This window comes from Trinickia sp. (genome assembly GCF_051953405.1).
Lineage (GTDB): Bacteria > Pseudomonadota > Gammaproteobacteria > Burkholderiales > Burkholderiaceae > Trinickia.
Genome location: NZ_JBQCIV010000070.1, coordinates 17,716 through 41,834, shown reverse-complemented (window position 1 = coordinate 41,834; position 24,119 = coordinate 17,716). Strand labels below are relative to the sequence as shown.

The following is a 24,119-nucleotide window of genomic DNA, read 5'->3' as shown; positions in this document are numbered from 1 at the left end:
TGGAGCAGGGCAAGATCCTCGCTGAAGCCAAGATCGAGACGCTGGCCGCGGCCGACGTGATCGAGTGGTTCGCCGAGGAATCCCGCCGCGCCTACGGACGTCTGATCCCGGCGCGTGGTCCCGGCATCTATCAACTCGCCGTCAAGGAGCCGGTCGGCCCGGTCGCGGCCTTTACGCCGTGGAATTTCCCGATCAATCAGGTCTGCCGCAAGCTGTCCGCTGCGCTTGGTGCAGGTTGCTCGATCATCGTCAAGGCGCCGGAAGAAACGCCGGCTTCACCGGCTGAACTGATCCGCACCTTTGTCGATGCTGGCGTACCCGATGGCGTCGTCAATCTGGTGTTCGGCGTCCCGGCCGAGATTTCCGAGTATCTCATTCCCCATCCGGTGATCCGCAAGATTTCCTTCACCGGATCGACGGTGGTGGGGAAGCAGCTTGCCGCGCTCGCGGGTCAACACATGAAGCGCGCGACGATGGAGTTGGGCGGGCATGCGCCCGTGATCGTCGCCGAGGACGCCGATGTCTCGCTGGCTGTGAAGGCAGCCGGCGGCGCCAAATTCCGCAACGCGGGCCAGGTATGTATCTCGCCGACGCGCTTTCTCGTTCACAACAGCGTGCGGGAGGCATTCACGCGGGAACTCGTCAAACACGCGGAAGGGCTGAAGGTCGGTAACGGTTTGGCCGAGGGCACGACGCTCGGCGCGCTCGCGAATCCGCGCCGGCTCACGGCGATGACCTCGGTGATCGAGAACGCACGCGCGACGGGCGCCCGCGTCGAGACGGGCGGCGAGCGGATCGGCTCCGAAGGCAATTTCTTCGCGCCTACCGTGTTGTCGAATGTTCCTTTGAGTGCCGACGTGTTCAACAACGAGCCGTTCGGGCCCATAGCCGCGATTCGCGGGTTCGATTCGTTGGACGAGGCCATCGCCGAAGCTAATCGGCTTCCGTATGGCTTGGCCGGTTACGCCTTTACGAAGTCGTTTGCGAACGTGCATTTGCTGACGCAGCGCCTGGAAGTCGGCATGCTCTGGATCAATCAGCCGGCAACGCCGTGGCCGGAAATGCCGTTCGGCGGCGTGAAGGATTCGGGCTACGGTTCCGAAGGCGGGCCGGAGGCACTCGAGCCGTATCTCGTGTCGAAATCGGTGACGGTGATGGCCGTCTGAGCGGGGCGCTCGCCGAGTCGGGCTCGCTGAGCGAGGGAAAGTGGGTTGGCGAGGGTTCGCCGGCGGCCGCGGTTTCACCGGTCGCCGGACGAACTTGCACGCTGAAACTAGGCATGGCCAATATGCCTCGACGACGCGCACGATCCCCCCAATTCTTAGCGGTGAAAGGAGCGTTTCGATGATCACAGTCATCACGTCGTTTCAGTTGCCCAAACCGATCACGCGCGAGCAAGCGCGAAGCCTTTTCCTCAAGGCGGCGCCGAAGTATCAGGGCGTGCCTGGCCTTTTGCGCAAATACTATGTTTTGTCGGAGGATGGCCGTGCGGGCGGTGGCGTCTACCTCTGGAATTCTCGAGCCGAGGCCGAGGCGATGTACACGGATACCTGGAAAGCGTCGGCCTATGAAACATTCGGTGCTTTTCCGTCGGTGATGTACTTCGAAAGTCCTGTCGTGGTCGACAACATAGCGAACGCGATCCTCTCGGATTAGCGAATCTTATCGTCAGGCATAAGTGCGCCGTCCGGCGCGAATTCGTCCCCGCTCATTCCCACCCCCTCTTCCATTTCGACCTAGACTTTAATCGATTTGCTCGCCCGGTTCGGCGTCCGTTGGCGCCACCGAAGCTTGCAAACGCGCGCAGACGCGTCATACCCGAATGCAATCGGCGCGCAGCCCGCGCGCCCGCACGACGGAGGTCAAAGTCATGGCCGAGAACTGGAAGGTTGCCGGTACGTATTTCGAGAGCTGCAACTGTTACGCCCCGTGCGCTTGCGTTTGTTTGGGTCCGCCGTCGGATGGCGACTGCGCGGTGCTGATCGGTTGGCACGTCGACCAAGGCGAGTTTGCCGGGGTATCCCTGGGCGGTCTCAATACCGCTTTGTTTGCCTATTCACCGGGGCACATGCTGCAAAACAAATGGCGCGTGGCGCTTTATCTCGACGAACGCGGGACGCCGCAGCAGCAAGACGCGTTGGGCAAGATCTTCTCCGGACAGGCCGGGGGGCCGCTTGCCGCGCTTGGTCCGATGATTGGCGAAGTCATGGGCGTCAAGCCGGCGGCGATCGACTACCGCCTCGAGGGGAAGCGTCGCAGCCTTCGCATACCCGATGTCGCGGACATGGAAATCGAAGCGTTGCCCGGTCAGGATGGAGGCGAGGTCACCATCAGCAATCATCCGCTTACCCCCGTTCCTGGATTTGCGGCGGTGGTCGGAAAATCGACGCGTTTCAGCTTCACAGACCACGGCTTTTCACGAGAAATCTCCGACCGAAACGGGTTCTATTCGCCGTTTTCCTACCATGGCTGAGCCGGGTTCGAGCGATGGACTGGCGCTGCGGCGGCTGCCGACGCGCGACCGCGCGATCGTCTTGTCGGGTGTTGCGGCCGCGGCGGCGCTGGCTTGGATCTACCTGCTCTATTTGAGTTGGGGGATGGCGCACATGGAGGCAGGCGCCGGCATGGCCATCATGCCGCGCATGACGGATTGGGGCGTCGTCGATCTACTGCTGATACTGGCGATGTGGGTCGTCATGATGGCCGCCATGATGCTCCCGTCCGTCGTGCCGATGATTCTCGCTTTCGCGATTCTGAGCCGTCAGCGCCGCGCGCAACGACTGCCGTATGGGCGCACGAGCGTATTCGTTCTTGGCTATCTCACGGCGTGGTCTGCCTTTTGCCTGTTGGCGACGTTTGCGCAATGGGGCCTGCTCGAGGCCCGTCTCATCACACCGATGATGGTGAGCGCCACCCCGCTGCTTGGAGGCGCTCTGCTCGTCGCTGCCGGGGTTTTCCAACTGACGCCGTTAAAGCGCGCGTGCCTCGGCAAGTGTGCGTCGCCACTCGGTTTTCTGTTGACTGAGTGGCGAGACGGCACCCGTGGCGCCCTGATCATGGGAATCCGTCATGGGGTTTACTGCGTCGGGTGCTGCGGCGTGCTCATGGCGCTGCTCTTCGTGTTTGGCGTCATGAGCGTGCTTTGGGTTGCTGCCCTCGCGATCTTCGTGGCGCTCGAAAAAATGCTGCCGCGCGCGCGATGGTTGTCGTTCGCGGGCGGCGTGCTGTTGGTGTGCGGGGGCGTGGTCGTGGCAACTGCGGGGTGAGGTTGCGACGCGACCGGGCGAGTGCCGTCGCGTCCCAATCGAACCGCACCGCACTCCGCCCTTGTTCCAATCGTGCCTGGAAAGGCCGCCGAGGGACGGTTTCCGCGCTAAACCCACTGATCGTTCTGAACCGTCCGCTCTCCCGCTGCGCCGTCGCCCGTATTGACGACCCCTCGCGGCTCGATCAGCAAAAGCTTGACCTCCTCTCGCGCATAAGGCTTGTGCTCGACGCCCTTGGGGACCACCGCCATCTGCCCCGCGCGCAGCACGATCGAATCGTCGCCTGAAGGGCCCGCACGATAGTCGATACGCAACTCGCCCTCGAGCACGACGAACGTCTCGTCGGTATCGGCATGCCGGTGCCATTGGAAGTCGCCTTCGATCTTCACGACCTTGAACTGGTAGTCGTTCATTTCGGCGACGACGCGCGGTTGCCAATGCCCATCGATCAGCGCGATTTTGCCGATAAGGTCGATGGTTTGGCACTGGCCGCGCTCGGCCGGCGCCGGGGTGGGGTTCGAGGATCGGGACATCGTTCTCTCCGCTCAAGGGGCAATGCGTCGAGAATACGCTTAGCTCCGCGCAGCCGTCTTGAACGATCGTGGGCGCTTTCAGCCGTGGCGGAAATGGGCCGCCATCTGAAGCCAGCGCCCCGGCGCAAGCCCGAACGTTTTCGAGAAGTGCCGCGTCATATGGCTTTGGTCGGCAAACCCCGCTGTCGCCGCGGCGTCGGCGAGCGACGTACCCGCAAGCAGCATGCGGCGCACCGCATCGAGCCGACGCATCGTCAGATAACGGTAGGGGCTCGTGCCGTAGAAGGTGCGAAAGTCGTGCGACAGACTCCAACGATCGCGGCCCGTCGCGGCCTCGAGTTCGATGAGCGCGACAGCGCGCGTGTAATTGGCGTGCAGATAGTCCCGTGCGCGGCGCGCCGCAAGAAAATCGCCTTTCGGGCGCTGTACGGGCGCACCCGCCACGGCGGCAAGGGCATGGGTCAGGTTGGCGAGCGCCTCGCTTTGTTCGAGCGGTTCGAGCGCATAGCCAACGTGCTGCAGCAGCGTTTCGGTCGCCGCCGCTAGGCGCGGATCGGTCGTCACGCCGCCCTCGAGAAACGGAAGGCTACGCCCGCCGAGCACATCCTGAAAGAGCGCCGGTTCGACGTAGATCATCCGGTACCGGAAGCCTTCGTCGGTGCCTGCCTGGCCATCGTGAGGCTCGTCGGGATGCAGCACAATGGTATTGCCGGGCAAGCTGTTTCGCACGCTGCCCCGATAGCTGAAACGCTGAACGCCGGCTAGCGTGCGACCGATCGCATAAGTATCGTGGCGGTGCATGGCGTACGCCTTGCCGTGAAACCATGCTTCGATACGCTCGACACCTTCTATGGGCTCGGCGCGCCTCACCCAATCGGGGCACGAGGGCGCGGCTTGTCGCTTCATGGAAAGAGGACCTTGGATGGCCTGGGGTGTCGCGCCGCGGCATCGGCGCTCAGGCACGGTTCGATGGGCCGCCGTGGCCGGTATTTTGGCACGGGTCGATCCATGACCGATGACGCACTGCCGCATCGCGCTGGCTGCGCATCCGAAGGTCTAGCGTCCGAGGGAAATGAAATGCGGCGCCGGCATCCGCTCGGCCCGCATCGTGACGCTGCCGCCACTCGCCGCGCTCGGCAGCAAGTGGCGGCGAAGGTTTAGTCGCGATAGTGGCGACGGTGGTGCCGGCCGCGATGGCCGTGGTAATCGTTGGCGTAGGAGTTCACGCGAGAGACGTGTCCGCCGAGCGACGCACCGGCGCCGCCGCCAGCCGCTGCACCGATGATGCCGCCCGCGCGTCCGCCCATTGCGTTGCCGGCAGCCGCCCCCGCGCCGCCGCCGAGCGCGCCGCCGACGATGGCGCCGGTACGTTCCCGACGATTCGACGAAATCGCGCCGCCTGCGCCGCCGCCCACCGCGCCGCCGATGATCGAGCCGGTGCTGCCGCCCACTGCGCCGCCCACGGCGGCGCCCGCTGCGCCACCCAGAGCGCCGCCAAGTGCATTGTTCAAGTCGCCAGCGAGCGCCGGCAGCGCCGCCAACGCAGCCAGCGCCACCAGAGTTGCCGACACGGCAGTTCGAACGTTCTTCTTCAACATTTCAGGCCTCTTGTCCGTTGTTGGAATGATGGCGCGGAGTATACCGAGGCGCGGAAAGGGAGATGTTGCTTGCCGATTCGGAGTCTGTAAGAAACGTAACGAAATTCGATTCGGTGCTGCGTGCAAGCTTGATCGAGCGCCGCCGAATAGGGCGCACCGAGCCGCGCGCGTTATTGCTTACCGTTGATCGAAGTCAGGTATCGAGCGATCGCATCGATGTTCTCAGCAGGAAAGGGCGCGCCATAGACGGTGCGCATCTTCGCCGCCTCCGCTTTCCATTCGTCGAAGGAAAGGGGCGGCTGGCGGAGCACCATACCGGCCGAATGACACACGACGCAATGTTGGTCGGCCAGATCGGACCCCGGGCCCGGGGGAAACGATGTCGTCCCCGGCGGGAGGGAAACGTGGACTTCGCGCGTGGCTTGCTGCTGCGACATGCGCTGCGCTGGGCCCGCGGCCGTGGCGAAACCGGCGACGGATGTCGCCAGGGTAACGAGACCGACACGCAACGCGAGCGCGATCAAGGCAGGTTTCATGACGCGCTCCTCACGCCGCAACGACGGTGACGGCTTCCACGACATTGCGCATATAGCCGCCCGGATTCCAATTGGGCTTATCCGGCTGCGCAACGCCGTTGGCATTAATCGCCATGACCTTCAGCGTATATCGTCCAGGCCGACGAGGCACGAAGGCGGTTTCCCAGCGGCGAAAACTATACTTGCCGAAGTCGCGGCCTAGCTGTGCCGTCGTCCAGGTCGCGCCGTCGTCTGACGAAAAGCGAACTTCGCGTACGCCGGCGTCGCCGCCGAAAGCAATGCCGCGCACCTTGCGATGGACGCCGATATCGAGCACCGCACCGTCGCTCAGGTTCGTGACGAACGAGCGCGGCACCATGCGATTGATGGCCACGGTTTTGAATGACTTGTCTTCTGGCGATACGCTTGCATGCGGCGTATCGGGAATTTGGTACGCCTTTGCCATCCAGAAATTGCGATCGGGCGTATCGATTACTTCGATGTCGTTCAACATCTTCATCCAATACGTCGAGTACCAACCCGGTACGACCAGGCGCAGCGGGAAGCCGTTGAGCAGCGGCAAGGGCTGGCCGTTCATGCCGAACGCGACCATCACTTCGCCGTCGCGTGCGTGATCGACGGTGAGCGATTTGACGAAGTCGGGCGTGGCGGCAACCACGCCTTCATCGAGCCCGTTGAAGCGGACCTCGACCGCACCGGCCTTGACACCTGCACGATCCAAGATGTCTTTGAGCCGCACGCCGGTCCAACGCGCGTTGCCCATCGCGCCGTTCCCCCATTCGCCGCCCGCGACGCGAGGTTTGAAAAAACCGCGCGAATTGCCGGCGCACTGATTGACCGCGGCCAGTTCGACACGGTCGAAGCCGTTCATGATGTCGGCAATGCCAAGATCGAGTTCGTGGGCGACCGCGCCGTGCACCTTCACCCCGAAGGTGCGCGCGTCGATTGTCGTGGGGATGCCGGCGAGGTGCCAGCGCACGAAGAATCGATCGTTAGGCGTGAAGACGCCTTCGTCGAATACGTCGAAGGGGGTTTCGAGCAACGGCGGGCGGCTTCGTAAGAGCAGCATTTCGCCCTTCTGAGGAAAGTCGCTCGTCAGTGGGCGCAGGCCGTTCTCGAACGGCAGCGTGACGGCTTCGGCGGCACGCACGAGGCCGGACCACGATCCCGTAACGGCAGCCATGCCGCCGGCCGCGAGCGACGCGAGCACCTGGCGGCGCATCGCGCGGTTCTGCTCGTCCATGGTTTGGTCTCCCGCCACGCAACACGGAGCGAGTCGCCACGTTATCGGGGCTCGCGGTGTTGTGTATTTATGACTATAGGAAGACCAAAGGTGGCGCTCTATCGGGGATACCCGGAAGGCAGGGGCGGTAGGGTCGTCGGAAAGCGTATTTGCGTGGCCGGGTGGTCACCTAGTTGGCCTGGTACACCGTGACAACGTACCCAAAAACAGGCGTAAAGTTGGCGGCTGCGATAGGGCGATCGCCCTAACTTTCACAGCCAACGCGACGGCCGCTCGCGCGCGAGGGGGAGGCGGTCCGGGTCTGCTCGATCAACTGGGTAGCGGTGTGGGGGAGTTCATGGAATACGTTATCGGTGTCGATATCGGCACCCAGAGCACCAAAGCGTTGCTGGTCGATCGCCACGGCGCGATCGTCGCCAAGCATGCCAGCGGCTATCAGCCCGATACGCCGAAGCCGCTATGGGCCGAGCAGTGGCCCTCGGTTTGGTTCGATGCGGTGATCGAGTGCATCGCGCACTGTGTCAAGGCGGCGCGCGAACAGGGCATCGAGGCGTCGTCGATTCGATCGATTTGCATCGGCGGCCTCTACGGCGGCTCGGGCATTCCGGTCGACCGCGACGTCCGGCCGCTGCATCCGTGCCTGATCTGGATGGACCGCCGCGCAACGGCCGAGGTCGACTGGGTGCGCGAGCGGGTCGACCTGGAGCGGTTGCTCGACATCACCGGCAACGGCGTGGACAGCTACTACGGCTTCACGAAAATGCTGTGGCTGCGCGAGAACCGGCCCGACGTATGGGCGAACACGCGCTACTTCCTGCCGCCGAATGCGTACGTCATCTATCTGCTGACCGGAGAGATTGCCGTCGACCATAGCTCGGCGGGGAACATCGGCGGCGTCTACGACGTTGCGCAGCGCAATTGGTCCGACACGATGCTCGAGATGCTCGGTATTCCGGCCGGCATGATGCCCGAACGCTTGGTCGAATCGACGGACGTCGTCGGCGGCTTACTGTCGCAATGGGCCGAACGCCTCGGTCTGCCGGCCGGTACGCCCATTGTCGCGGGCGGGGTCGATGCAGCCGTCGCCACGTTTGCCGCCGGGGCCACGCGCGAGGGTCAGCACGTGGCGATGATCGGCACGAGCATGTGCTGGGGCTATATCGATCAGAAGGTCGATGCGCGGCATGGTCTCGTCAGCATGCCCCACGTCTTTAACGGCCGGAAAGATCTTTACGTGTTCGGCGGGGCGAGTACGGCCGGTGCATCCGTTGCTTGGTATCGCGATCAGTTTTGCCAAGCGGAGATCGAGGCCGCGCGCGCGTTGCCGCACGGCGATCCGCACGTACTGCTGGAGGAGACGGCAGAGCGCGTTCCCGCCGGCTCGGACGGCGTGATGTTCCTGCCGTACTTGATGGGCGAGCGCAGCCCGGTTTGGGACGCCAAGGCGAGCGGCGCATTCATCGGCTTGAATCTGGTGCATACGCGCGCGCATCTCTACCGCGCTGTCCTGGAGGGGGTGGCGTTCGCGCTGATGCACAACATCGAGGCGGGCCGGCAGGGCGCCCGCGTGCTCGACGACAAACTCATCGTGGTCGGCGGCGCGGCGCATTCGCCGTTGTGGATGCAAATCATCGCCGATATCACAGGCTATCCGGTCTGGACGATCGAGCAGGACGTCGAGGCGGCAATGGGCGCGGCGCTGCTTGCCGCTCTCGGTACCCAACTCGTCTCGGCCGAGGTCGCGCGCGGCGGGTGGGTGAGCCTCGTCGAGCGGGCCCGGCCGGACGCCGGCCGCCGGGCCGTGTACGCCGAACGGTTCGCTGTCTACAAGGACCTCTATCCGGCGCTCAAGCCGCTGATGCATCGGCTGCAAGAGTAAGCGAGTTGCCCACAGAAACTGTTCGCAAGGCTGTGGGCAACGCCTGGGCAAATGACGCAAGTCGCTGAAATCGTTGAATTTGTGCGGTGCGCTCTCGGCGCGTGCATTCGAGGCTGGCGAGCGCGCCCGCGGGCGAAGTCACGTTAAGCGATGAACCGCGTCGTCGGCGCGAGGCCCGCGCGGGCCTCGCGTTACGACTTTGCCGGACGGCCCGTCTTGACGGTTTCCACTGCCGACACGGCCGCGAGTAAGCGTTTCAACGGCGCGGCTTCCAATAGCAGCAGGCCGGCCCGCAGGATCTCGCTCTTCTTTGTCGACACACCCGCATCGAGGCATTTTTGCTTCAACGCCGCGATCTTGTCGTAGTCGGACCTCGGCATGGTGAAGCTATCGCGCACGACCTTTTCCTTCTTGACGCGCTTGGTCTTTCCTTCTTTGGCAACAGGAGCCGGCGCTGCATCGGGCGTTGCCGCGCGCGTTTGTTTCGGTGCCTTCGCCGGGGCGGTTTCGATCGTCGACGCGGCGCCGTCGGGGGTGCCCGCGCTCGCGCTCGCGTGCTCGGCTTCGACGGGCGCTTTCCCGTTCGCACCCTTCGGGACGCGCAACGGTTTCTTGGTCGCTTTCTTGACGATCGGCTCGCTCATGATCCCTCTCCAGTGGTAAACGGTATAAACAGTATATACCGTTTAAAAGGAGCGTCTCATTAATGGGAAAGTGCCGGCTACGGACGTGGCTCTAAAAGTTGCCCACAGAAACTGTTCGCAAGGCTGTGGGCAACTCATGGGCAAATAAGATAAGTGGCTGAAATCGTTCAGCTTATAAGGTGCGCACGCGAGCGATGCAATGGGAGCCCCTGCTGCCCCTTGTAGCATCAGCGCCGGGGCTTTTTCGCGGTATCGCTGCTTTTCGCGACTCGCGGTGCGGGGGTTTTGACCGGCGATGCGCCGCCTGCGATCTGCTCCATCCAGGACAACGCATCCACATACGACAGAAACTGCTGGAGGTAGCCCGGCGATAGCGCTTGCATCAGCGACAGCGAACGGTGCACGAGGCTGCTCGAATTGAGCGGCCCCGGATTGCCGGGCACTTGCGCGAGCGACTGCCGCAGCTGCTTCTCCGTGCTCATTCGAGACCAGATTTCTCGGAAGTCGTCGAGCACCGGGAGTTCGGGATACGCCGCCGACCGAGCCACCGATGTCGACGTGTCCGCACGATCGCCGCGGGCCGGCGCATGGCTTTCGAGGTAATCCGCGAGTTCCGCCAGCGCACCGCGCGTGGGCTTGCCCACGACGGGCGCGCCCCTGGCGTCGCTCGCTTGGGACGCCGCTCGCTCGAGATCGTCGGCATAGGCGTCGAGCAGGTGGGAAAGCCGCGTTGCCAGAATCCGTCCCGCCTCGCCGCTGTGGAGGGCCGAGCGCCGGGCCAGCGCTTCGATGAAATGGAAGCGGACAGGATCCATGCGGTCGGCGCCTCGCTCGCGCCACGCGTCGAGCATCGCTCGGGCGCGCGTCGCACCGCTACTCATGAGTTGCGGCTCCGGCCGATGGCTTCGGAATCGGCGCAATTTCCACGCGCCGATTCTTGGCGCGCCCCACCGCGTCGGCATTGGAACTGACGGGCTGTTGGGCACCGAACGCGGCCGCGAATACCGACGAAGCGGGCACGCCCGCCTCGATCAACGCACGGGTGACCGTCAACGCACGCTGCGCCGACAATTCCCAGTTGTCGGCGAATTGCTTGGTGCCGCCTCGAACCTGGCGATCGTCGGTGAAGCCGCTCACCATCAGGATTTCGTCGCGAGCGACCAAATACTTTGAGAGCGGCCCGGCCAGGCTCTTCAGGACCTCCCGGCCTTCGGGCTGCAACTGATCGGAGTTCAGCGCGAACAACACGCTGCCGCTAATGCCGATCCGCCCGTTGACCAGCGTGACCCGGCCCGCCGCGAGCGGGCCCGCCAACGCGTCTTCCAACGCCTTGCGGCGCTGCGCCTCCATCTGCCGTTGCTGGACTTCCTTGTGAAGCTTCGCGGAGAGTTCCAGTTGCGCGCCGATGACGCACACCAGGATCAGCATGAAGGCCCCAAGCAGCACCGACATCAAATCGCCGAACGCGGCCCATGTCGGCGCGACATGTTCCACGCCGCCGTCGATTTCCTCGCTCATGCTGCCGCGGCTCCGGCCGATGCTCGCTGGCCGGCGAGCTGTTGCATATCCTCGATGATTTGCTTATGCGACATCATGCTCAGGTCGATGATTTCTCTCGCCTGTGCGACGTAGTAGGCAAGCTGCTCGTCGCTGCGAGCGAGCGACTTATCGAGCGCGGCTTCGATGCGCGCGAGATGCGCTACCAAGGTCTCGTTCGATTGACCGAAGGACTGGACCGCCGCACCGAATGCGTCGCCCAAGCTCGCGACTTCGACTGCGCTGCCGGTCACTTGCGCGGCGACGGTACCCAGCTTGCCGGTTTCGGCATCGATCGTTTCGGCGAACCGATTGCCGACGCGTTCGAGCAAATTCGCCGACGTGGCGACCAGCGCATCGACGGCCGACCGCTGTTCGGTGCTGGCGTGATTGACGGCATCGAGCAAGGTTTCCAGCGTTGCCAACAAGCGGCTGCGTTCTTCGAGCATCGCGGTGTCGCGCACCATGCTGTCGGAGAGTTTTTGGCGCAGTTCGGCGACGACTTCGGCGGCCGCCTTCGGCGCTTCGGACGCGGCCTGCACGAGCCGTGCGATCTCGGCGATCGTCTCGGCGGCGTGCGTTCGCGCGTCGGCCGACATCTCGCGCGCGGTTTGCGCCAACACGTTGCAGATGTCCTGCTGCCGATCCGCCGTCCGTGCGCCGACCGCTTCCCATTGCTGCGTCAAAGCGGTGGCCATCGACCCGAGCGTGCCGGTCCAGGCGGCGAGCCGCTCTTCGTCGCGCGAAGCGAGTGCCGCTTGCCACTGCGCGTGCGATCGATCGACGTTGCGCAGCAGCGCCGCCGAGTGCTGCTCGAAGGTTGCCGCTGCGGCCTGCAAGGCTTCGCGGTTGCGCTGCGCGAGCGTATCGCCCAGTTGCGCTTGTTGCGACAGCGCCGTCGCCCACGCGTCCGACAGATTGCCGGCGGTGGCGTCGAGGCGCGCGGCCACGTCTTGCACCAAACCGGCCGAGCGTTGCTCGAAGGTTTCGGTAAATCCGGCGAGCGAGGTGTTCAGGTGCAGCGCGATCGTCTCGCTCGATTGGCGGTGTTCCGCGAGCGCCTGGTTCCAGATGTCCGACACGGTCTGCGTCGTGGTGCGCAAGCTGGTCGATAGCCCGTCGAGCTGCCGGTCCACCGCACGCGTGACGACGTCGTGCAGGGACGCCGTCTCTTGCGCCAGACTGGCCATGGTCGCTTCCACGACGGGCTGCAAAGCGGCGCCGGCGGCACGCGCGCTGTCGGTGACGGTCTTCTTCAACGACTGTTCGACAGACGCGGCCAATCGGGTATAGGCGGTTTCGACCTCGCGGTGAAAGGCGTTTTGATTCGCGAGCTGCCGCTCGTTCGCGGCCGCACTGTGCTGCTCGATCGCCGACATCATCGTCTGCAACCGATCGACGAGCGCGGGCATGATCTGCGCCTGCCGCTGCAACAGCTTGAACGTCTCCTCGCGCTGATACGACTGCGAAAACGCACGCAAGGTCGTGGCGATCTTCACGTCGAGCTTGTGCGCCGCATGGATCCGTTCGCGGCGGCACAGCGCGGAAAGCAGCCCGAGCATGGCGGACGTCGCCACGCCCGCGATCGAGGTGCCGAATGCAAACCCTAGCCCTTTGACGGGCGCGGCCAGCGAAGCGCGGATCGCCTGCAGATCCGCGGCGCTGTCGAGCGCCATGCCGGTGCCCCGCAAGGTCGCCGCCATTCCCAGCAGCGTGCCCAGCATGCCCAGCAAGACGAGCAAGCCCACCAGATAGGGCGTCAGCGCCGGCCCCGGCAGGGCCACGCGCTCGCCTTCGATGCGCAGGCGCACCGAATGGCGCAAGCTGGGCGGCAACGGATCGAGGCAAGCGGCCAAGCTTGCGGGGGGCGCGGTCAGCGAATCGACGGTGCGCGCCAACGTGGCGGTGGCCTCGCTGTAGCGTCGAAGCTCGAACGCGCCCGCCAAGTAGCAGGCACCGACGAGCAGCGTGAGGGCCAGCGCAAGCGGATTCGAGCCGAGGTAGCCGGCACCGACCCAGCACACCGCGAGCAGACCGAGCGAGAAAACGACGATGTTCAAGAGCTGTCTGGACATAGTGCTCCAGTAATCCTGTATTCCGGTTAGCAGGCGCGAAGGGCGGCGAGCAAGCCTTCGACCGGTTGAAAACGAACTTCCATTTCGGCAAGCAGCGCGCTTTGCATGTCCTTGCGGAACACGTCCAGCCATGCGCGAGACGTGCGAGCCTCGGCGACGCCCGAGGCGTCGGCATCGGCATCGGCCGGCGTTGCTTGCGAGGCCTGGCGCAAACGCTCGAAGTACTTGGCGAGCAAGGCGGGCACGGCGGCCAACAGGCTTTGCTCGCGCGGGCTCAGCGCGCGTTCCATGACGGCATCGACCATCGCTAACCGCCCCATCTCCGGCGAGCGGGCAGCTAGCACGACCCGCAGGCGCTCGCGCAGGTTGCCGACAGCCGTCTCCATCTCGCGTTGCATGAAGAGATAGCGCTGGCGAAACACCGAGTAATCGACCGAAACGTCCGCCGTGTTGCCTTGCGCGAATGCTTGTGCCGGCCCTCGCTGCTCGAGCGCGGCAAACACGCTCTCGTCGGCGATGGCGTTCGTTAGCGCGGCGCGCACCCGCGCGCACTCGCTTTGCGCGGCACGCGCGCCGGCGCGCGCGTCGGAGGCGACGACGGGTGGATTGCCGTTCAACGCGGAGGACAACGTAATGGCATCGGTCCAACCGAGCCATTGGCTAAGCCGGTCCGAGAGCGATTGACGGTTGTCGGGAACGTCGGCGTCGGTCAGACGCGCGAGCAAGCGAATTAGGGTCGGGCCGCTTAAGGCTGTGCGCTGAGAGACTTGCACCATACAACCAAAGTCAAAGAGGCAGCAGTTTACACTGCCGCCGGGGCGGGTCCCGCTAAATGGTGCCGACTAGGCGGGTGGCGGTGTGCGCCTCGACTCCGAACCAAGCACCCGCTCACGCGCTTTCGCGCACCACGAGTTCGAAACCGAGATCGACCGTGGGGGAGGCGATGCGCTCCTGTCGGATGATCGACAGCAGCAGCTCGGCGGCTGTCCGACCCATTTGCGCGCGAGGCGTGCGTATGGTCGTGAGCCTCGGCACGCAATCCGCGGCACCCGCCAAATCGTTGAAGCCGACGATCGCCACTTGCTCGGGCACGCGAATGCCCATGCGGCGCGCCTCGAAAAGCGCGCCTTGTGCCAGGTCGTCGTTGCCGAAGAAGACGCCGTCCACCTGCGGATGGCGCGTGATCAGTTGCCGGAAGAGTTCGCAGCCGAGCCCGATCGACGACGGCGCGGGCGTCAGGATCTCGAGATCGGGATCGTGCAGGTGCGCGCGCTGCAAGGTACGGCGAAAGCCCTCGCCTCGCTGCAGCATCCGCGGATCGAGTTGCGCGGCCACGAACGCATTGCGTCTGCAGCCACGGGCAATCAAATGCTTGGCGACGGCCTCGCCCGCGTCCTCTTGCGAAAACCCGACGCAGTACAGGTTCTCCGCGCGGGCGAGTTCCATCATGTAGACGCAGGGCACGCCGCTCGCATCGATCAGGCGCCGCGCGGCTTCGCTGCGATCGAACCCGGTCACGATCATGCCCATCGGCGGCGAGGCGAGGTAATGGCGTACCAAGTCTTCTTCCTCGTCGCGCAGGTAGTGCGAGTTGCCGATCACGATTTCGATGCCCTGCGGCCGCAGCACGGTATGGATCGCCTCGACCACGTCAGTAAAAACGTTGTTCGTCAGCGACGGCACGAGCACGGCCACCGTATCGCTTTGCGCGCGCGCGAGGGCCCGCGCGGCCGCGTTGGCCACGTAGTTCAGCTCCCGCGCGGCCTCGCGAACCCGCTCCACATACTCCGGTCCGACCGTGCTCAAACCACGCAGCGCCCGAGACGCGGTGATCGTGCTCACGCCGGCGCGCTGGGCGACTTGCTCGAGGGTAGGGCGGCCGGTGCCGCGGGTTTTCCTGGGTGTGACGGATGTCATAGTTGAACTAGGATAGCGCTGTCTCAATCGTCCCACAAACGTTCGATATTGTATGCGAATGGGGACGGATCCGAGCATAAGGCGGCGGCTGACCGCCTTTCTTTGAATTTGATGAGATAGCGCTATCTCAGTGAAAGGAATTCGAACCGATGGACCAGACAGTACCGGCTATCGTCGTGATGGGTGTCGCGGGCTGCGGCAAATCGAGTGTCGCGGCGGCGGTGGCCGCGCGCCTTAACGGGCGCTTTATCGAAGGCGATACGTTTCATAGCCCAGCCAGCGTCGAGAAGATGCGACGTGGCATCGGGCTCGTCGACGCCGATCGCTGGAGCTGGCTCGACCGCCTCGCCGCCGAGATGAGGCAAGCGTGCGCGCGCGGCGAGCCGGTCGTGCTTGCCTGTTCGGCGCTCAAGCGCCGCTATCGCGACCGGCTCAGGCTCGGGAGCCCGAAGGTGGGCTTCATCTTCCTCGATCTTCCGCAGGAGGAGGCCGCAAAGCGCGTCGGTCAACGCAGGGGGCACTACATGCCCGATTCGCTCGTGGCGAGCCAATTTGCGGATCTCGAGGCGCCTATCGGCGAGGCGCTGACCCTGAGAGCGGACGCAACGCGTCCGCTGGATGCGATCGTCGAGCAAGCGCTCGACTGGCATATGCAAGCCTCGCGGCATGGCGAGTGTCGGCCGATTGATGAAGATAGCGCTGTCTTTGCGGGTGCGACTACCGGAGCCGCCGTCGGGGCGTCCGTCGCACCGGCCGGAATGGCCGGATGGGCACGCGCCGATACGAGGCCGATTCAACGTTAGGTCACACGCGGCCGCCGCCATCGAGTGCACGGGCGCAGCGCGGCCGCGTGGACGACACCACGCATTTCGCGGATTCCGATGCGAATCCGATATTCAAGAGGAGACGGAAATGACATCGACAGCAGCGCAACGGGTCGCTAAGCGGCGCTGGGTAATGGGCGTGTTGCTAGGCGTGGGCGTGCTCATCAACTATTTCGACCGCATCAACTTGTCCGTGGCCGCGCCGCAGCTCAAGGCCGCGTTCGATCTTTCTCCGGCCGAAATGGGCCTGTTGTTCAGCGCGTTCTTTTGGCCCTATGCACTGCTTCAAGTGCCGGCGGGCATCGTTCTCGATCGCTTCGGCGTGACGCGCTTGGGGCGTTGGGGCGCGTTCTTGTGGGCGATGGCCTCGGCCGTCACGGCTTTCGCGAGCGGCTTCGGCGGGATTTTTGCGGCGCGCGCGATGCTGGGCATTGCCGAAGCGCCGGGCTTTCCCGTCAGCTCGAAGGCGACCGGCTATTGGTTTCCGCGTAAGGAACGCGCGTTGGCCACGGCCATCTTCGACGCCGCCGCAAAGTTCTCGAACGTGATCGGCGTGCCGCTCGTCGCGGTCGTGGTGGTGGGCATGGGTTGGCGCTGGGGCTTCGGCGTGACCGCGTTGCTCAGCTTCGCGTATTTCGTCGCGTTCTATTTCATCTATCGCGATCCGAGCCAGGATGCGAAGCTTTCGCAGGCCGAACACCGCTACATCGTCGAAGGCGGTGCCACGCCGGAAGGCGCATCGAGCGCAAGCGCGTTCTCGATGCTCGGCTACCTGTTGAAGAAGGCGAAGGTATGGGGGCTGACGATCGGGTTTGCCGCCTATGGCTACTCGTTCTATCTGTTCCTGACTTGGCTGCCGGGCTATCTCGTGCAGACGATGCACATGAGTATCCTGAAGTCCGCCGGCTTTGCCGCGATTCCGTGGGCGGTTGCGACGGTCGCCGATCTGCTCGTGGGCGGCTGGCTGATCGACCATCTGATCGCGCGCGGTCACGATGAGACGCGCGTGCGCAAGGGCGTGCTCGTCTGCGGCATGGTGCTCGGCCTGGCCGTGTTCGGCGCCACATTGACGACGAACCCGACGTGGGCCATCGTTTGGATCTCGATCGCACTGGGCGGACTCGCCGCGGCGGCGCCGGTCGGGTGGTCGCTGCCGTCGCTGATCGCGCCGAAGGGCGGCGTGGGGACGATCGGCGGCATCATGAACTTCGTCAACAATTTGATGGGGGTCGCGGCGCCCGTCGTCACCGGTTACATCGTCGGCGCAACCAACTCGTTCGCCAACGCCTTCCTGATCGCCGGCGTCATCCTCGTGGTCGGCATCATCTCCTTCGTGTTCGTGATGGGTCGTATCGAGCCGATCGCCGAACCGGACGAGCAAGCGACACCAGGCCGTACGTTCATGGCCTGACCGAGCATCCCGGCAGGTAGCCGCGCGTTTCGGCGGCACACCTGCCGAGGGCACATTCCGATCTTCGAATCGGGCCCGAGCGGGTCCATCGAGCGGGCCGCCGCGCATGCCATGCCGACGGCCTCGACATCGCACGTCCCGTGCGGTCATCCGAATTTCGCAGCATCGCGAATTTAATTAGTACTACTAAGAAAATATGGAGAAACGATGAAAAAAGCCATAGCGGCCGTCGCGGCCTTGAGCGGTTTTGCAGCGCATGTCGCATACGCGCAGAACGCGGTGACGCTTTACGGGGTGGTGGACAACGGGCTGGCTTACCAAAACAACGGCACCACGGTCGGTTCTGCCGCGGCGGGGCATTCGGCCGTGAAGATGTCGACGGGGGTATGGCTCGGCGACCGCTTCGGCCTGAAGGGTTCGGAAGATCTCGGCGGCGGTTCGAAAGCGATCTTCACGCTCGAATCGGGTTTCGCGGGAACGAACGGCACGTCGCAATACGCGGGCGGAATTTTCACGCGCCAGGCTTGGGTCGGGCTGACGAATGCGACATACGGCACGTTGACCGCCGGCCGGCAGTACACCGCCTATTACACGCTGCTCGCGCCCTATAGCCCGACCAATTGGCTCACCGGATACTTCGGCGCGCACCCGGGCGATATCGATTCGCTCGATACGCTTTACCGCGTGAACAATTCGCTGGTCTACCTGTCGCCGTCGCTTCACGGCCTAACGGTCGGCGGTTCGTACGCGTTCGGCGGTCAACCGGGCAGCGTCAACGCCGGCGCGACATGGAGCGCGGGCGTGCAGTACATGAGCGGGCCGTTGGGGATCGCGGCGGCGTTTCAGCGCATCGACAATTCGACTTCCGGCGGCGGCGCCTGGGGAGCGAATTCGACCACGTCGAACGGCGGCGCGCAAACCGCGGTATCGGCGATCAATAACGGCTACGTCACGGCGCAGGCGCAGCAGCGCATCGCGGTGACAGGCGGGTACAAGTTCTCGCCCGCGTGGGACGTGAGTGTGTCGTATTCGAACGTCCAATACATTCCGGGCGTCAACTCGACGTTCCGCCAGACGGCCATCTTCAATACGCTAGGCGCGGTACTGCACTTCAAGCCGGCCGCGGCATGGGATTTCGGCGCCGGCTATGCCTACACGCGTGCGACGAAGGCGAACGGCGTGTCGAACGGCGCGCAATATCAGCAGTTCACGCTCACGCAGTATTACGCGCTTTCCAAACGTACCGGCTTGTATGCGGCTCAAGCGTACCAGCATGCGAGCGGCCAGACGCTGAACAACGGCGCGCTCGCGAATGCGACGGCTTCGATCGGCGACGGTTTCAGCGGCAGCCCCTCGTCCACGCGCAGTCAGATCGGTGTGGGGGTGGGGCTCGTGCACCGGTTCTGAGCGGGCCCGCCTCGAACGGCGCGCGCCATCTTCAATGCGGCCCCGTCTATCGCCGGATCGACGACGGCTGATAGACTGCTTCGTCTGCAAGCAGGAAGCGTTTGCAACTGGCTTGGCACGAACATGATCAGCCGCATTGAAAAGAACAGGGAATGGATATGTTGATCCTGAAGAACGCGCGCGTCCTCGACGTCGATCACGAACGGGATACGGGCCGTTATTCCATCGTGGTCGAGGGCGACTCGATTCGCGAGGTGACGCGCGAGACCGTCTCCATCGAAGGGGCCGAAACGATCGACGTGCGGGGGCGGACGGTCATGCCGGGCATGATCGATTGTCATGTGCACGTCGTGGCGTCGGTGCCTCATCTCGGGGTCAACGGCCGCTTGCCCAACACGCTCGCGGTGCTGCGTGCGGTGCCGATTCTCGGGGGCATGCTGGCGCGCGGCTTTACCACCGTGCGCGATGCCGGGGGCGCCGATTACGCCCTCTCGCGTGCCATCGAGGAAGGAACGATCGCCGGCCCCCGCTTGTTCGTTTCGGGCAAAGCGCTCTCGCAAACGGGCGGCCACGGCGATTTTCGCGAGCGCTTCGACCAATCCGACCCGGATCCTTGCGGCTGTCACCGCAATTTCGGGGCAATTAGCCGAGTAGTAGACGGTGTCGACGCAGTACGCAAGGCCGTGCGCGAAGAACTACGCGCCGGTGCGCATCAGATCAAGATGATGGCCTCGGGCGGTGTCGCCTCGCCCACCGATCCGATCGGCAATCTGCAGTTTTCCGTCGATGAAGTGAAAGCGATCGTCGAAGAGGCCACCTCGCATCAAACGTATGTGATGGCCCACGCGTATACGGGCAAAGCCATCGCGCGCGTCGTCAAGCTGGGTGTGCGGACAATCGAGCACGGCAATCTGATCGACGAGGAAGCCGCCGACGTCATGGCCGAGTACGGCGCCTTCGCCGTGCCGACTCTAGCCACCTATGACGCGATGAACAAAGTCGGCGCACAAACGGGCGTGCCGGAAAGCATGCGAGTCAAGAACGAGGTCGTGCGCGTGCAGGGTTTGAAGGCGCTGGAATTGCTGAAACGGCGCGGCGTGAAGACCGGTTTGGGATCCGACTTATTGGGCGACATGCATCGCTTTCAGAGCGACGAACTGTCGATCCGTGCCGATGTCCTCGGCGCCTTCGAAGTGATCTGTCAGGCAACGGCGATAGGGGCGGAGATTGTCGGCATGCAAGGGCGCCTAGGCGTTATTCGCGCGGGCGCGTTGGCCGATTTGCTGGTCGTCGACGGCGATCCGCTCGAGGATATCGGCGTGCTGACCGGCCAGGGCGAGCGTATTGCCGCGATCATGAAGGGCGGCGAGTGGGTGCGTCGATCGTTCGGGTAGGCATCGCGCCGCGCGCGAGCGAGGTCCGGCATCGCCTGAGCGCGCGATACGAATCGATCCGCTCAAAAAATGCCTAGCCGAGTACGCGTACGAGTAGAAGGCTAGGCGAAACCGCCGGTCACCGGCGGCGGAGGTATCGATGCGAACGCGGCTCGCCTTCGTTTTCGCTAAGGCGAGCCGATATTCGTTCGATGCGGCGAAGCGATTGTGTATCGTCGGGCGGCGCCGCCGCGGCGCACGGCTCGACGAGGGTAAGTGTGCCGCTTAGATGCCGAAGAAGACCGGCTTCAGGCCGTCGGCCTTCGTTGCGGCGCCCGAGGCCGACGAACCCGCTTGCACGCCGCCGACGCCTTGATTGTTGCCATTTTGCGCATTGACGCGCGCTTGCGCGAGTTGCGCATCTTCCGGGTAGTACGGGTCGTTGCTGGAGTTCGCGCGGCCGCCGGCTTGCTCGAATTGAATCAGTTCGGCCTTGACTTGAGCGCGCGTCACGGGCGCGTTCGATTGGGCGAAAGCAGCCACGGGAGCGGCAAAGGCGGCGGCGATAACGACAGCTTGAATGAGCGATTTCATGATGATGACCTCCAAAAGTTGTTGATCTACCTGCTGGTTGCATCGTGTTCGTTGCTGAACCGATGACTGCAGTGTAGTGATCGGAGGCCCTAGGGTTAATACCTAATTTGATAAATCATCGTTGCGGATTCGTTCATAATCGAAACGCGTCTGTGCAAGCGCGCGTGCCAGATCGTTGACGATCGTGGCGCTCGCAGGGAGGTCCAGCGTCATCGCGGCGCGGCGCTCTGCTCTAGGCGGGCGAGCTGCTTGCGGCGCCAGTGCAGATAGAGCGCCGGGATCAGATTCGTGCTGCGGATCGCGCTCCACAGCAGGCCGCCGAGGATAACCACGGCGAGGCCTTGTTCCGGCGCGGCACCTTGGCCCAGGCCGAGCGCGGTGGGCAGCATGCCGAGCATGGCCGTGACGGCCGTCAGCACGATCGGCCGAAAGCGCACGCGAATCCCGTCGCGCACGGCTTCCTCTAGCGGCATGCCCGTCGCCTCGTTGTGCCTGACGCGGTCGAGCAGCACGATGCTGTGGCGCAGACCGATACCGATCAGCGTGAGGAAACCGATCATCCCCGTCGCATTCAGGCCGACGCCGCTGACGACCAGCGCGATCGTCCCGCCCGTCAGTGCGAGCGGAATTTCGAGCAGCAAAAGCGCCGGAATCAGCAAGCCATCGAATTGCAGCAGCAAGATGCCGATCATGATCGCGAATGCGGTTAGCGTCGCGATGACGAGCCCGAGCGCCGCGCGTTCGAGTTGCGCGGCCAAGCCGCCGAATTCGATCCGGTAACCGGGCGGGAAATGCAGCCCGGCCAAGGCTTGTCTGGCCGCGGCGTCGGTGCTGCCGAGCGGTCCGTTCGGCGTGGCGAGGATATCGAGCGTGCGGGCACCGGCGACATGCCGCATTTGGTTAGGTGTACTGACGAGCTTGATGCGCGCGAGTTGCGATAGCGGCGTCCAGCCGGCCGGCGTACGGATCGGAAGCGCTTCGAGTTCGCCGAGGCTGCGCTGCGAGGCGTCCGCGAGCCGCAGATAGAGATCGAGCGGTACGTTGCCTTCGGGCACGCGCATGACCACTTCGCCGTTGATCAGCGCGTTCAACTGCGCATAAAGCGTCGCGGGCGTCATGCCATTCGCGCCTAATGCTTGCGGATCCGGTTCGATCTGCAACTGCGTGACTGGGTAGCCGTCGTTATCGAAGATGTCGCTCAGCGCCGATACGCGGTGCAAGCGGGCGGCGATTTCCTGCGATAGGGCCCGGAGCTGATCGATGCTGCTGCCGAAGACGTGGATCACGAACGGTTGCGGCAAACCAGACAAGCTTTCGCCGACGCGTTCGATCGTGGGCGTATCCACCGCCAACTGCACACCGGGCAGCCGCGATGCCTGCTGGATGCGTTCACCGATCGCATCCAGCGCGTTGACGCTGACCCCCGGTTTGAGCACGACCTGGATTTCTCCCGCGTACGCGGGCTCGGTGTAGGACGTCGACGCCGACGAACCGATGCGTGCATAGACATGAGCGACGGCATTGTCTTGCAGCAGGCGTCGGGTGATCGTGCCGACCGCTTCGCGCGTGTCGAGCAGCGAGCTGCCGGGCGGCAACGTGAACGATTCGAGGAGGACCCCTTCGTTGGGTAGCGGCAGGAAGTTGATCGGAACCAGCACGAGCCCCGCGAGGCTCACGAGCAGCACCGCGAAGGTAATCGCCAGGCTCATGCGCGGGGCGCGCGAGACCCAATCGAAAAGTTTCTCGTTCCACGTTTGGAGCCGTTGCAGCACGCGGTGCCCACTACTCGTGCCCAAAGCAGGGCGCGCATTCATAAAGCCGAGGCCGAGCGGTGTCAGCGTGAGCGAAACCAGCAACGACGCGAGCAACGCGAGAATCATCGCCAGCGAGAACGGGATGAAAAACAGTCCGACCAGTCCGCCGACAAAAAGCAGCGGCACGTAGATCGCGACGTTCGTGAGCGTGCCCGTGATGTCCGGGATCGCAATGGCTTTCAGTCCGTTCCAAACGCCGGCCCAATGCGCATCGCCGCTTTCCCAGCGATGGTAGATGCTTTCCAGCACGATGATGGCGTCGTCGGCGAGCAGGCCGACTGCGACCGTCAATGCGCCTAGCGTCATCAGGTTCAGATCTTGTCCGAGCGCGTGCAGCGCGGCGATGCCGAGGGCGAGCGAGAGCGGGATGCTGAGCGCAAGGATCACGATGCCGCGCCCTGCGCCGAGCACCCAGAACAGCACCAGGACGGCGAGTACCGCGCCGATCAACAAGTTGCGCCCTAAGTCGGCGCCCACGATCCGAACCAGGTGACCCTGACTGTATGTTCTTACCCAGCTCACCCCTGGTGGTAGCTGCGCCAGGCTGCCGTCGAGCGTCGCTTGAACGGCGCGCGTGACGGCGAGCGTGGATGCGCCGGGCTGCTTGACGATCGTCAGCGCGACGCTGGGACGGCCATCGAGCGCGATCGCGTTGTGCGTCGGCTCGCCCGCTCGCACGATGCGCGCGAGCGCGCTCAGCGGCACCGGCCCCTTCGATGTGGCGACGGGAAGCCGTTCGAGTTCGGCGATATGCACGGGCAGGCTGCGCGCTTCGATCAGCACATCGTTATGGCCCATCGTCACGAAACCGGCCGGCTCGAGCAGCACTTGCCCCTTGACGGCCTCGGCCAGCGCCGTGACCGGCACGCCATAGCGCTGCATCGCGCCGAGATCCGGCTGAATCCAGAGCGCTTCGTCGCCCGCGCCGTACACGTGCACGAATTGCACGCCCGCAATGGCGCGCAGCGCCGGCGCGATGTTGGCGCGCACGGCGCGTTGAACTTGTGCCGGGGCGACATCGGCGGGAATCTGGGCGCTGTAATCGGCGACCTCGTTGATGGCGTTGCCCATGATCTGTGCGACGGGATCGATTTGCGCCGGCAGATCGGCACGCGCGCGATCGATGGCCCCGTTCACCGCTTGGAGGTCGATTTGGGCGTCGCTGCCCTCGCGGAAGCGCACGTCGATCTCGACGGTGCCGTTGCCCATCACCGAACGGACGCCCCCCAGATTCGTGAGCGTGAGGATCTGGCTTTCGAGGGGATTCACGACGAGCCGTTCGAGTTCGGCCGCGGTCGTGCCCGGAAGATGCGCCGTGACGCTGATCTGCGGAAAATCGAATTGCGGCAGGACTTCTACCGGCGTGCGGACGAAGGCGAATCCGGCATACAGCAGCACGGCGCAGAGCACGAGCACCCATAACACCGGGCGTTGCAATAGGCGCGGGATGGAAACATCGCGGTCCATGA

General features: G+C 64.4%; 22 protein-coding genes. 9 read left to right on the top strand and 13 right to left on the bottom strand.

The genetic code is table 11. The features are described 5' to 3' along the window. The 4 genes from ACTHN9_RS11590 to ACTHN9_RS11575 all read left to right on the top strand — a co-directional run. On the top strand, positions 1 to 1,166 hold a 1,166-nt coding region (locus tag ACTHN9_RS11590; protein WP_440536901.1), incomplete at its 5' end, for an NAD-dependent succinate-semialdehyde dehydrogenase. A gap of 178 nt (positions 1,167 to 1,344) precedes the next feature. Then, entirely contained in the window at positions 1,345 to 1,656 is a 312-nt protein-coding gene (locus ACTHN9_RS11585; protein WP_440536900.1) for a hypothetical protein, read from the top strand. Positions 1,657 to 1,822: 166 nt separating this feature from the next. After that, positions 1,823 to 2,473, top strand: coding sequence for a DUF1326 domain-containing protein (locus ACTHN9_RS11580; protein WP_440536899.1), 651 nt, complete (start codon positions 1,823 to 1,825; stop codon positions 2,471 to 2,473). Continuing rightward, positions 2,466 to 3,266 (top strand): DUF2182 domain-containing protein, encoded by an 801-nt coding sequence (locus ACTHN9_RS11575; RefSeq protein ID WP_440536898.1) that lies wholly within the window; start codon positions 2,466 to 2,468, stop codon positions 3,264 to 3,266. The genes ACTHN9_RS11580 and ACTHN9_RS11575 overlap by 8 nt, the downstream gene beginning before the upstream one ends. A gap of 107 nt (positions 3,267 to 3,373) precedes the next feature. Here ACTHN9_RS11575 and ACTHN9_RS11570 read toward each other — a convergent pair whose 3' ends face one another. The 5 genes from ACTHN9_RS11570 to ACTHN9_RS11550 form a co-directional block, all read right to left on the bottom strand. After that, positions 3,374 to 3,799 carry a cupin domain-containing protein gene (locus ACTHN9_RS11570; protein ID WP_440536897.1) on the bottom strand — a complete coding sequence of 142 codons (426 nt, stop codon included), beginning with the start codon at positions 3,797 to 3,799 and terminating at the stop codon, positions 3,374 to 3,376. Positions 3,800 to 3,877: 78 nt separating this feature from the next. After that, positions 3,878 to 4,705: an AraC family transcriptional regulator gene (locus ACTHN9_RS11565; protein ID WP_440536896.1), complete on the bottom strand. Its 828-nt coding sequence runs from the start codon at positions 4,703 to 4,705 to the stop codon at positions 3,878 to 3,880. Positions 4,706 to 4,956: 251 nt separating this feature from the next. Further along, positions 4,957 to 5,397 carry a hypothetical protein gene (locus tag ACTHN9_RS11560; protein WP_440536895.1) on the bottom strand — a complete coding sequence of 147 codons (441 nt, stop codon included), beginning with the start codon at positions 5,395 to 5,397 and terminating at the stop codon, positions 4,957 to 4,959. A 170-nt stretch (positions 5,398 to 5,567) separates the two neighbouring features. Beyond that, positions 5,568 to 5,933, bottom strand: coding sequence for a c-type cytochrome (locus ACTHN9_RS11555; protein WP_440536894.1), 366 nt, complete (start codon positions 5,931 to 5,933; stop codon positions 5,568 to 5,570). Between the two features lie 10 nt (positions 5,934 to 5,943). Continuing rightward, entirely contained in the window at positions 5,944 to 7,176 is a 1,233-nt protein-coding gene (locus ACTHN9_RS11550) for a molybdopterin-dependent oxidoreductase (RefSeq protein WP_440536893.1), read from the bottom strand. Positions 7,177 to 7,513: 337 nt separating this feature from the next. On the opposite strand from ACTHN9_RS11550, the gene ACTHN9_RS11545 reads away from it, so the two are divergent. Then, positions 7,514 to 9,055, top strand: coding sequence for an FGGY-family carbohydrate kinase (locus tag ACTHN9_RS11545; RefSeq protein WP_440536892.1), 1,542 nt, complete (start codon positions 7,514 to 7,516; stop codon positions 9,053 to 9,055). 191 nt (positions 9,056 to 9,246) lie between these two features. Here ACTHN9_RS11545 and ACTHN9_RS11540 read toward each other — a convergent pair whose 3' ends face one another. The 6 genes from ACTHN9_RS11540 to ACTHN9_RS11515 all read right to left on the bottom strand — a co-directional run bounded on the left by ACTHN9_RS11540 (position 9,247) and on the right by ACTHN9_RS11515 (position 15,227). Further along, a complete protein-coding gene (locus ACTHN9_RS11540) occupies positions 9,247 to 9,699 on the bottom strand; it encodes a hypothetical protein (RefSeq protein ID WP_440536891.1) in 453 nt (150 codons plus the stop codon). A gap of 227 nt (positions 9,700 to 9,926) precedes the next feature. After that, the gene (locus tag ACTHN9_RS11535) at positions 9,927 to 10,580 is read right to left on the bottom strand and encodes a DUF2894 domain-containing protein (RefSeq protein WP_440536890.1); all 654 of its coding nucleotides are present in this window, start codon (positions 10,578 to 10,580) and stop codon (positions 9,927 to 9,929) included. Beyond that, positions 10,573 to 11,217, bottom strand: a complete 645-nt coding sequence (locus ACTHN9_RS11530) for an OmpA family protein (RefSeq protein WP_440536889.1) — start codon at positions 11,215 to 11,217, stop codon at positions 10,573 to 10,575. The genes ACTHN9_RS11535 and ACTHN9_RS11530 overlap by 8 nt, the downstream gene beginning before the upstream one ends. Next, on the bottom strand, positions 11,214 to 13,310 hold the full coding sequence (locus ACTHN9_RS11525; RefSeq protein ID WP_440536888.1) for a DUF802 domain-containing protein: 2,097 nt from the start codon (positions 13,308 to 13,310) through the stop codon (positions 11,214 to 11,216). Before ACTHN9_RS11525 ends, ACTHN9_RS11530 begins: the two co-directional genes overlap by 4 nt. 26 nt (positions 13,311 to 13,336) lie before the next feature. Continuing rightward, positions 13,337 to 14,086: a DUF3348 domain-containing protein gene (locus ACTHN9_RS11520; protein WP_440536887.1), complete on the bottom strand. Its 750-nt coding sequence runs from the start codon at positions 14,084 to 14,086 to the stop codon at positions 13,337 to 13,339. 112 nt (positions 14,087 to 14,198) lie between these two features. Further along, entirely contained in the window at positions 14,199 to 15,227 is a 1,029-nt protein-coding gene (locus tag ACTHN9_RS11515; RefSeq protein ID WP_440536886.1) for a LacI family DNA-binding transcriptional regulator, read from the bottom strand. A gap of 149 nt (positions 15,228 to 15,376) precedes the next feature. On the opposite strand from ACTHN9_RS11515, the gene ACTHN9_RS11510 reads away from it, so the two are divergent. From ACTHN9_RS11510 to ACTHN9_RS11495, 4 genes are all read left to right on the top strand, one after another. Next, positions 15,377 to 16,030: a gluconokinase gene (locus tag ACTHN9_RS11510; RefSeq protein ID WP_440536885.1), complete on the top strand. Its 654-nt coding sequence runs from the start codon at positions 15,377 to 15,379 to the stop codon at positions 16,028 to 16,030. Positions 16,031 to 16,139: 109 nt separating this feature from the next. Then, a complete protein-coding gene (locus ACTHN9_RS11505; RefSeq protein ID WP_440536884.1) occupies positions 16,140 to 17,462 on the top strand; it encodes an MFS transporter in 1,323 nt (440 codons plus the stop codon). A gap of 207 nt (positions 17,463 to 17,669) precedes the next feature. Continuing rightward, on the top strand, positions 17,670 to 18,869 hold the full coding sequence (locus tag ACTHN9_RS11500) for a porin (protein ID WP_440536883.1): 1,200 nt from the start codon (positions 17,670 to 17,672) through the stop codon (positions 18,867 to 18,869). A 158-nt stretch (positions 18,870 to 19,027) separates the two neighbouring features. Beyond that, positions 19,028 to 20,263 carry an amidohydrolase family protein gene (locus ACTHN9_RS11495; protein WP_440536904.1) on the top strand — a complete coding sequence of 412 codons (1,236 nt, stop codon included), beginning with the start codon at positions 19,028 to 19,030 and terminating at the stop codon, positions 20,261 to 20,263. Positions 20,264 to 20,527: 264 nt separating this feature from the next. On the opposite strand, the gene ACTHN9_RS11490 is transcribed toward ACTHN9_RS11495, so the two are convergent. Both ACTHN9_RS11490 and ACTHN9_RS11485 read right to left on the bottom strand, forming a co-directional pair. Then, on the bottom strand, positions 20,528 to 20,836 hold the full coding sequence (locus ACTHN9_RS11490; RefSeq protein ID WP_440536882.1) for a DUF4148 domain-containing protein: 309 nt from the start codon (positions 20,834 to 20,836) through the stop codon (positions 20,528 to 20,530). 209 nt (positions 20,837 to 21,045) lie between these two features. Further along, positions 21,046 to 24,117: an efflux RND transporter permease subunit gene (locus ACTHN9_RS11485; RefSeq protein WP_440536881.1), complete on the bottom strand. Its 3,072-nt coding sequence runs from the start codon at positions 24,115 to 24,117 to the stop codon at positions 21,046 to 21,048. Positions 24,118 to 24,119: the final 2 nt, after the last annotated feature.

Excerpts from the sequence above, each read along its gene's own strand:
- ACTHN9_RS11585 (WP_440536900.1), top strand. The coding sequence starts at position 1,345 with ATGATCACAGTCATCACGTCGTTTCAGTTGCCCAAACCGATCACGCGC.
- ACTHN9_RS11580 (WP_440536899.1), top strand. The coding sequence starts at position 1,823 with ATGCAATCGGCGCGCAGCCCGCGCGCCCGCACGACGGAGGTCAAAGTC.
- ACTHN9_RS11575 (WP_440536898.1), top strand. The coding sequence starts at position 2,466 with ATGGCTGAGCCGGGTTCGAGCGATGGACTGGCGCTGCGGCGGCTGCCG.
- ACTHN9_RS11570 (WP_440536897.1), bottom strand. The coding sequence starts at position 3,799 with ATGTCCCGATCCTCGAACCCCACCCCGGCGCCGGCCGAGCGCGGCCAG.
- ACTHN9_RS11565 (WP_440536896.1), bottom strand. The coding sequence starts at position 4,705 with ATGAAGCGACAAGCCGCGCCCTCGTGCCCCGATTGGGTGAGGCGCGCC.
- ACTHN9_RS11560 (WP_440536895.1), bottom strand. The coding sequence starts at position 5,397 with ATGTTGAAGAAGAACGTTCGAACTGCCGTGTCGGCAACTCTGGTGGCG.
- ACTHN9_RS11555 (WP_440536894.1), bottom strand. The coding sequence starts at position 5,933 with ATGAAACCTGCCTTGATCGCGCTCGCGTTGCGTGTCGGTCTCGTTACC.
- ACTHN9_RS11550 (WP_440536893.1), bottom strand. The coding sequence starts at position 7,176 with ATGGACGAGCAGAACCGCGCGATGCGCCGCCAGGTGCTCGCGTCGCTC.
- ACTHN9_RS11545 (WP_440536892.1), top strand. The coding sequence starts at position 7,514 with ATGGAATACGTTATCGGTGTCGATATCGGCACCCAGAGCACCAAAGCG.
- ACTHN9_RS11540 (WP_440536891.1), bottom strand. The coding sequence starts at position 9,699 with ATGAGCGAGCCGATCGTCAAGAAAGCGACCAAGAAACCGTTGCGCGTC.
- ACTHN9_RS11535 (WP_440536890.1), bottom strand. The coding sequence starts at position 10,580 with ATGAGTAGCGGTGCGACGCGCGCCCGAGCGATGCTCGACGCGTGGCGC.
- ACTHN9_RS11530 (WP_440536889.1), bottom strand. The coding sequence starts at position 11,217 with ATGAGCGAGGAAATCGACGGCGGCGTGGAACATGTCGCGCCGACATGG.
- ACTHN9_RS11525 (WP_440536888.1), bottom strand. The coding sequence starts at position 13,310 with ATGTCCAGACAGCTCTTGAACATCGTCGTTTTCTCGCTCGGTCTGCTC.
- ACTHN9_RS11520 (WP_440536887.1), bottom strand. The coding sequence starts at position 14,086 with ATGGTGCAAGTCTCTCAGCGCACAGCCTTAAGCGGCCCGACCCTAATT.
- ACTHN9_RS11515 (WP_440536886.1), bottom strand. The coding sequence starts at position 15,227 with ATGACATCCGTCACACCCAGGAAAACCCGCGGCACCGGCCGCCCTACC.
- ACTHN9_RS11510 (WP_440536885.1), top strand. The coding sequence starts at position 15,377 with ATGGACCAGACAGTACCGGCTATCGTCGTGATGGGTGTCGCGGGCTGC.
- ACTHN9_RS11505 (WP_440536884.1), top strand. The coding sequence starts at position 16,140 with ATGACATCGACAGCAGCGCAACGGGTCGCTAAGCGGCGCTGGGTAATG.
- ACTHN9_RS11500 (WP_440536883.1), top strand. The coding sequence starts at position 17,670 with ATGAAAAAAGCCATAGCGGCCGTCGCGGCCTTGAGCGGTTTTGCAGCG.
- ACTHN9_RS11495 (WP_440536904.1), top strand. The coding sequence starts at position 19,028 with ATGTTGATCCTGAAGAACGCGCGCGTCCTCGACGTCGATCACGAACGG.
- ACTHN9_RS11490 (WP_440536882.1), bottom strand. The coding sequence starts at position 20,836 with ATGAAATCGCTCATTCAAGCTGTCGTTATCGCCGCCGCCTTTGCCGCT.
- ACTHN9_RS11485 (WP_440536881.1), bottom strand. The coding sequence starts at position 24,117 with ATGGACCGCGATGTTTCCATCCCGCGCCTATTGCAACGCCCGGTGTTA.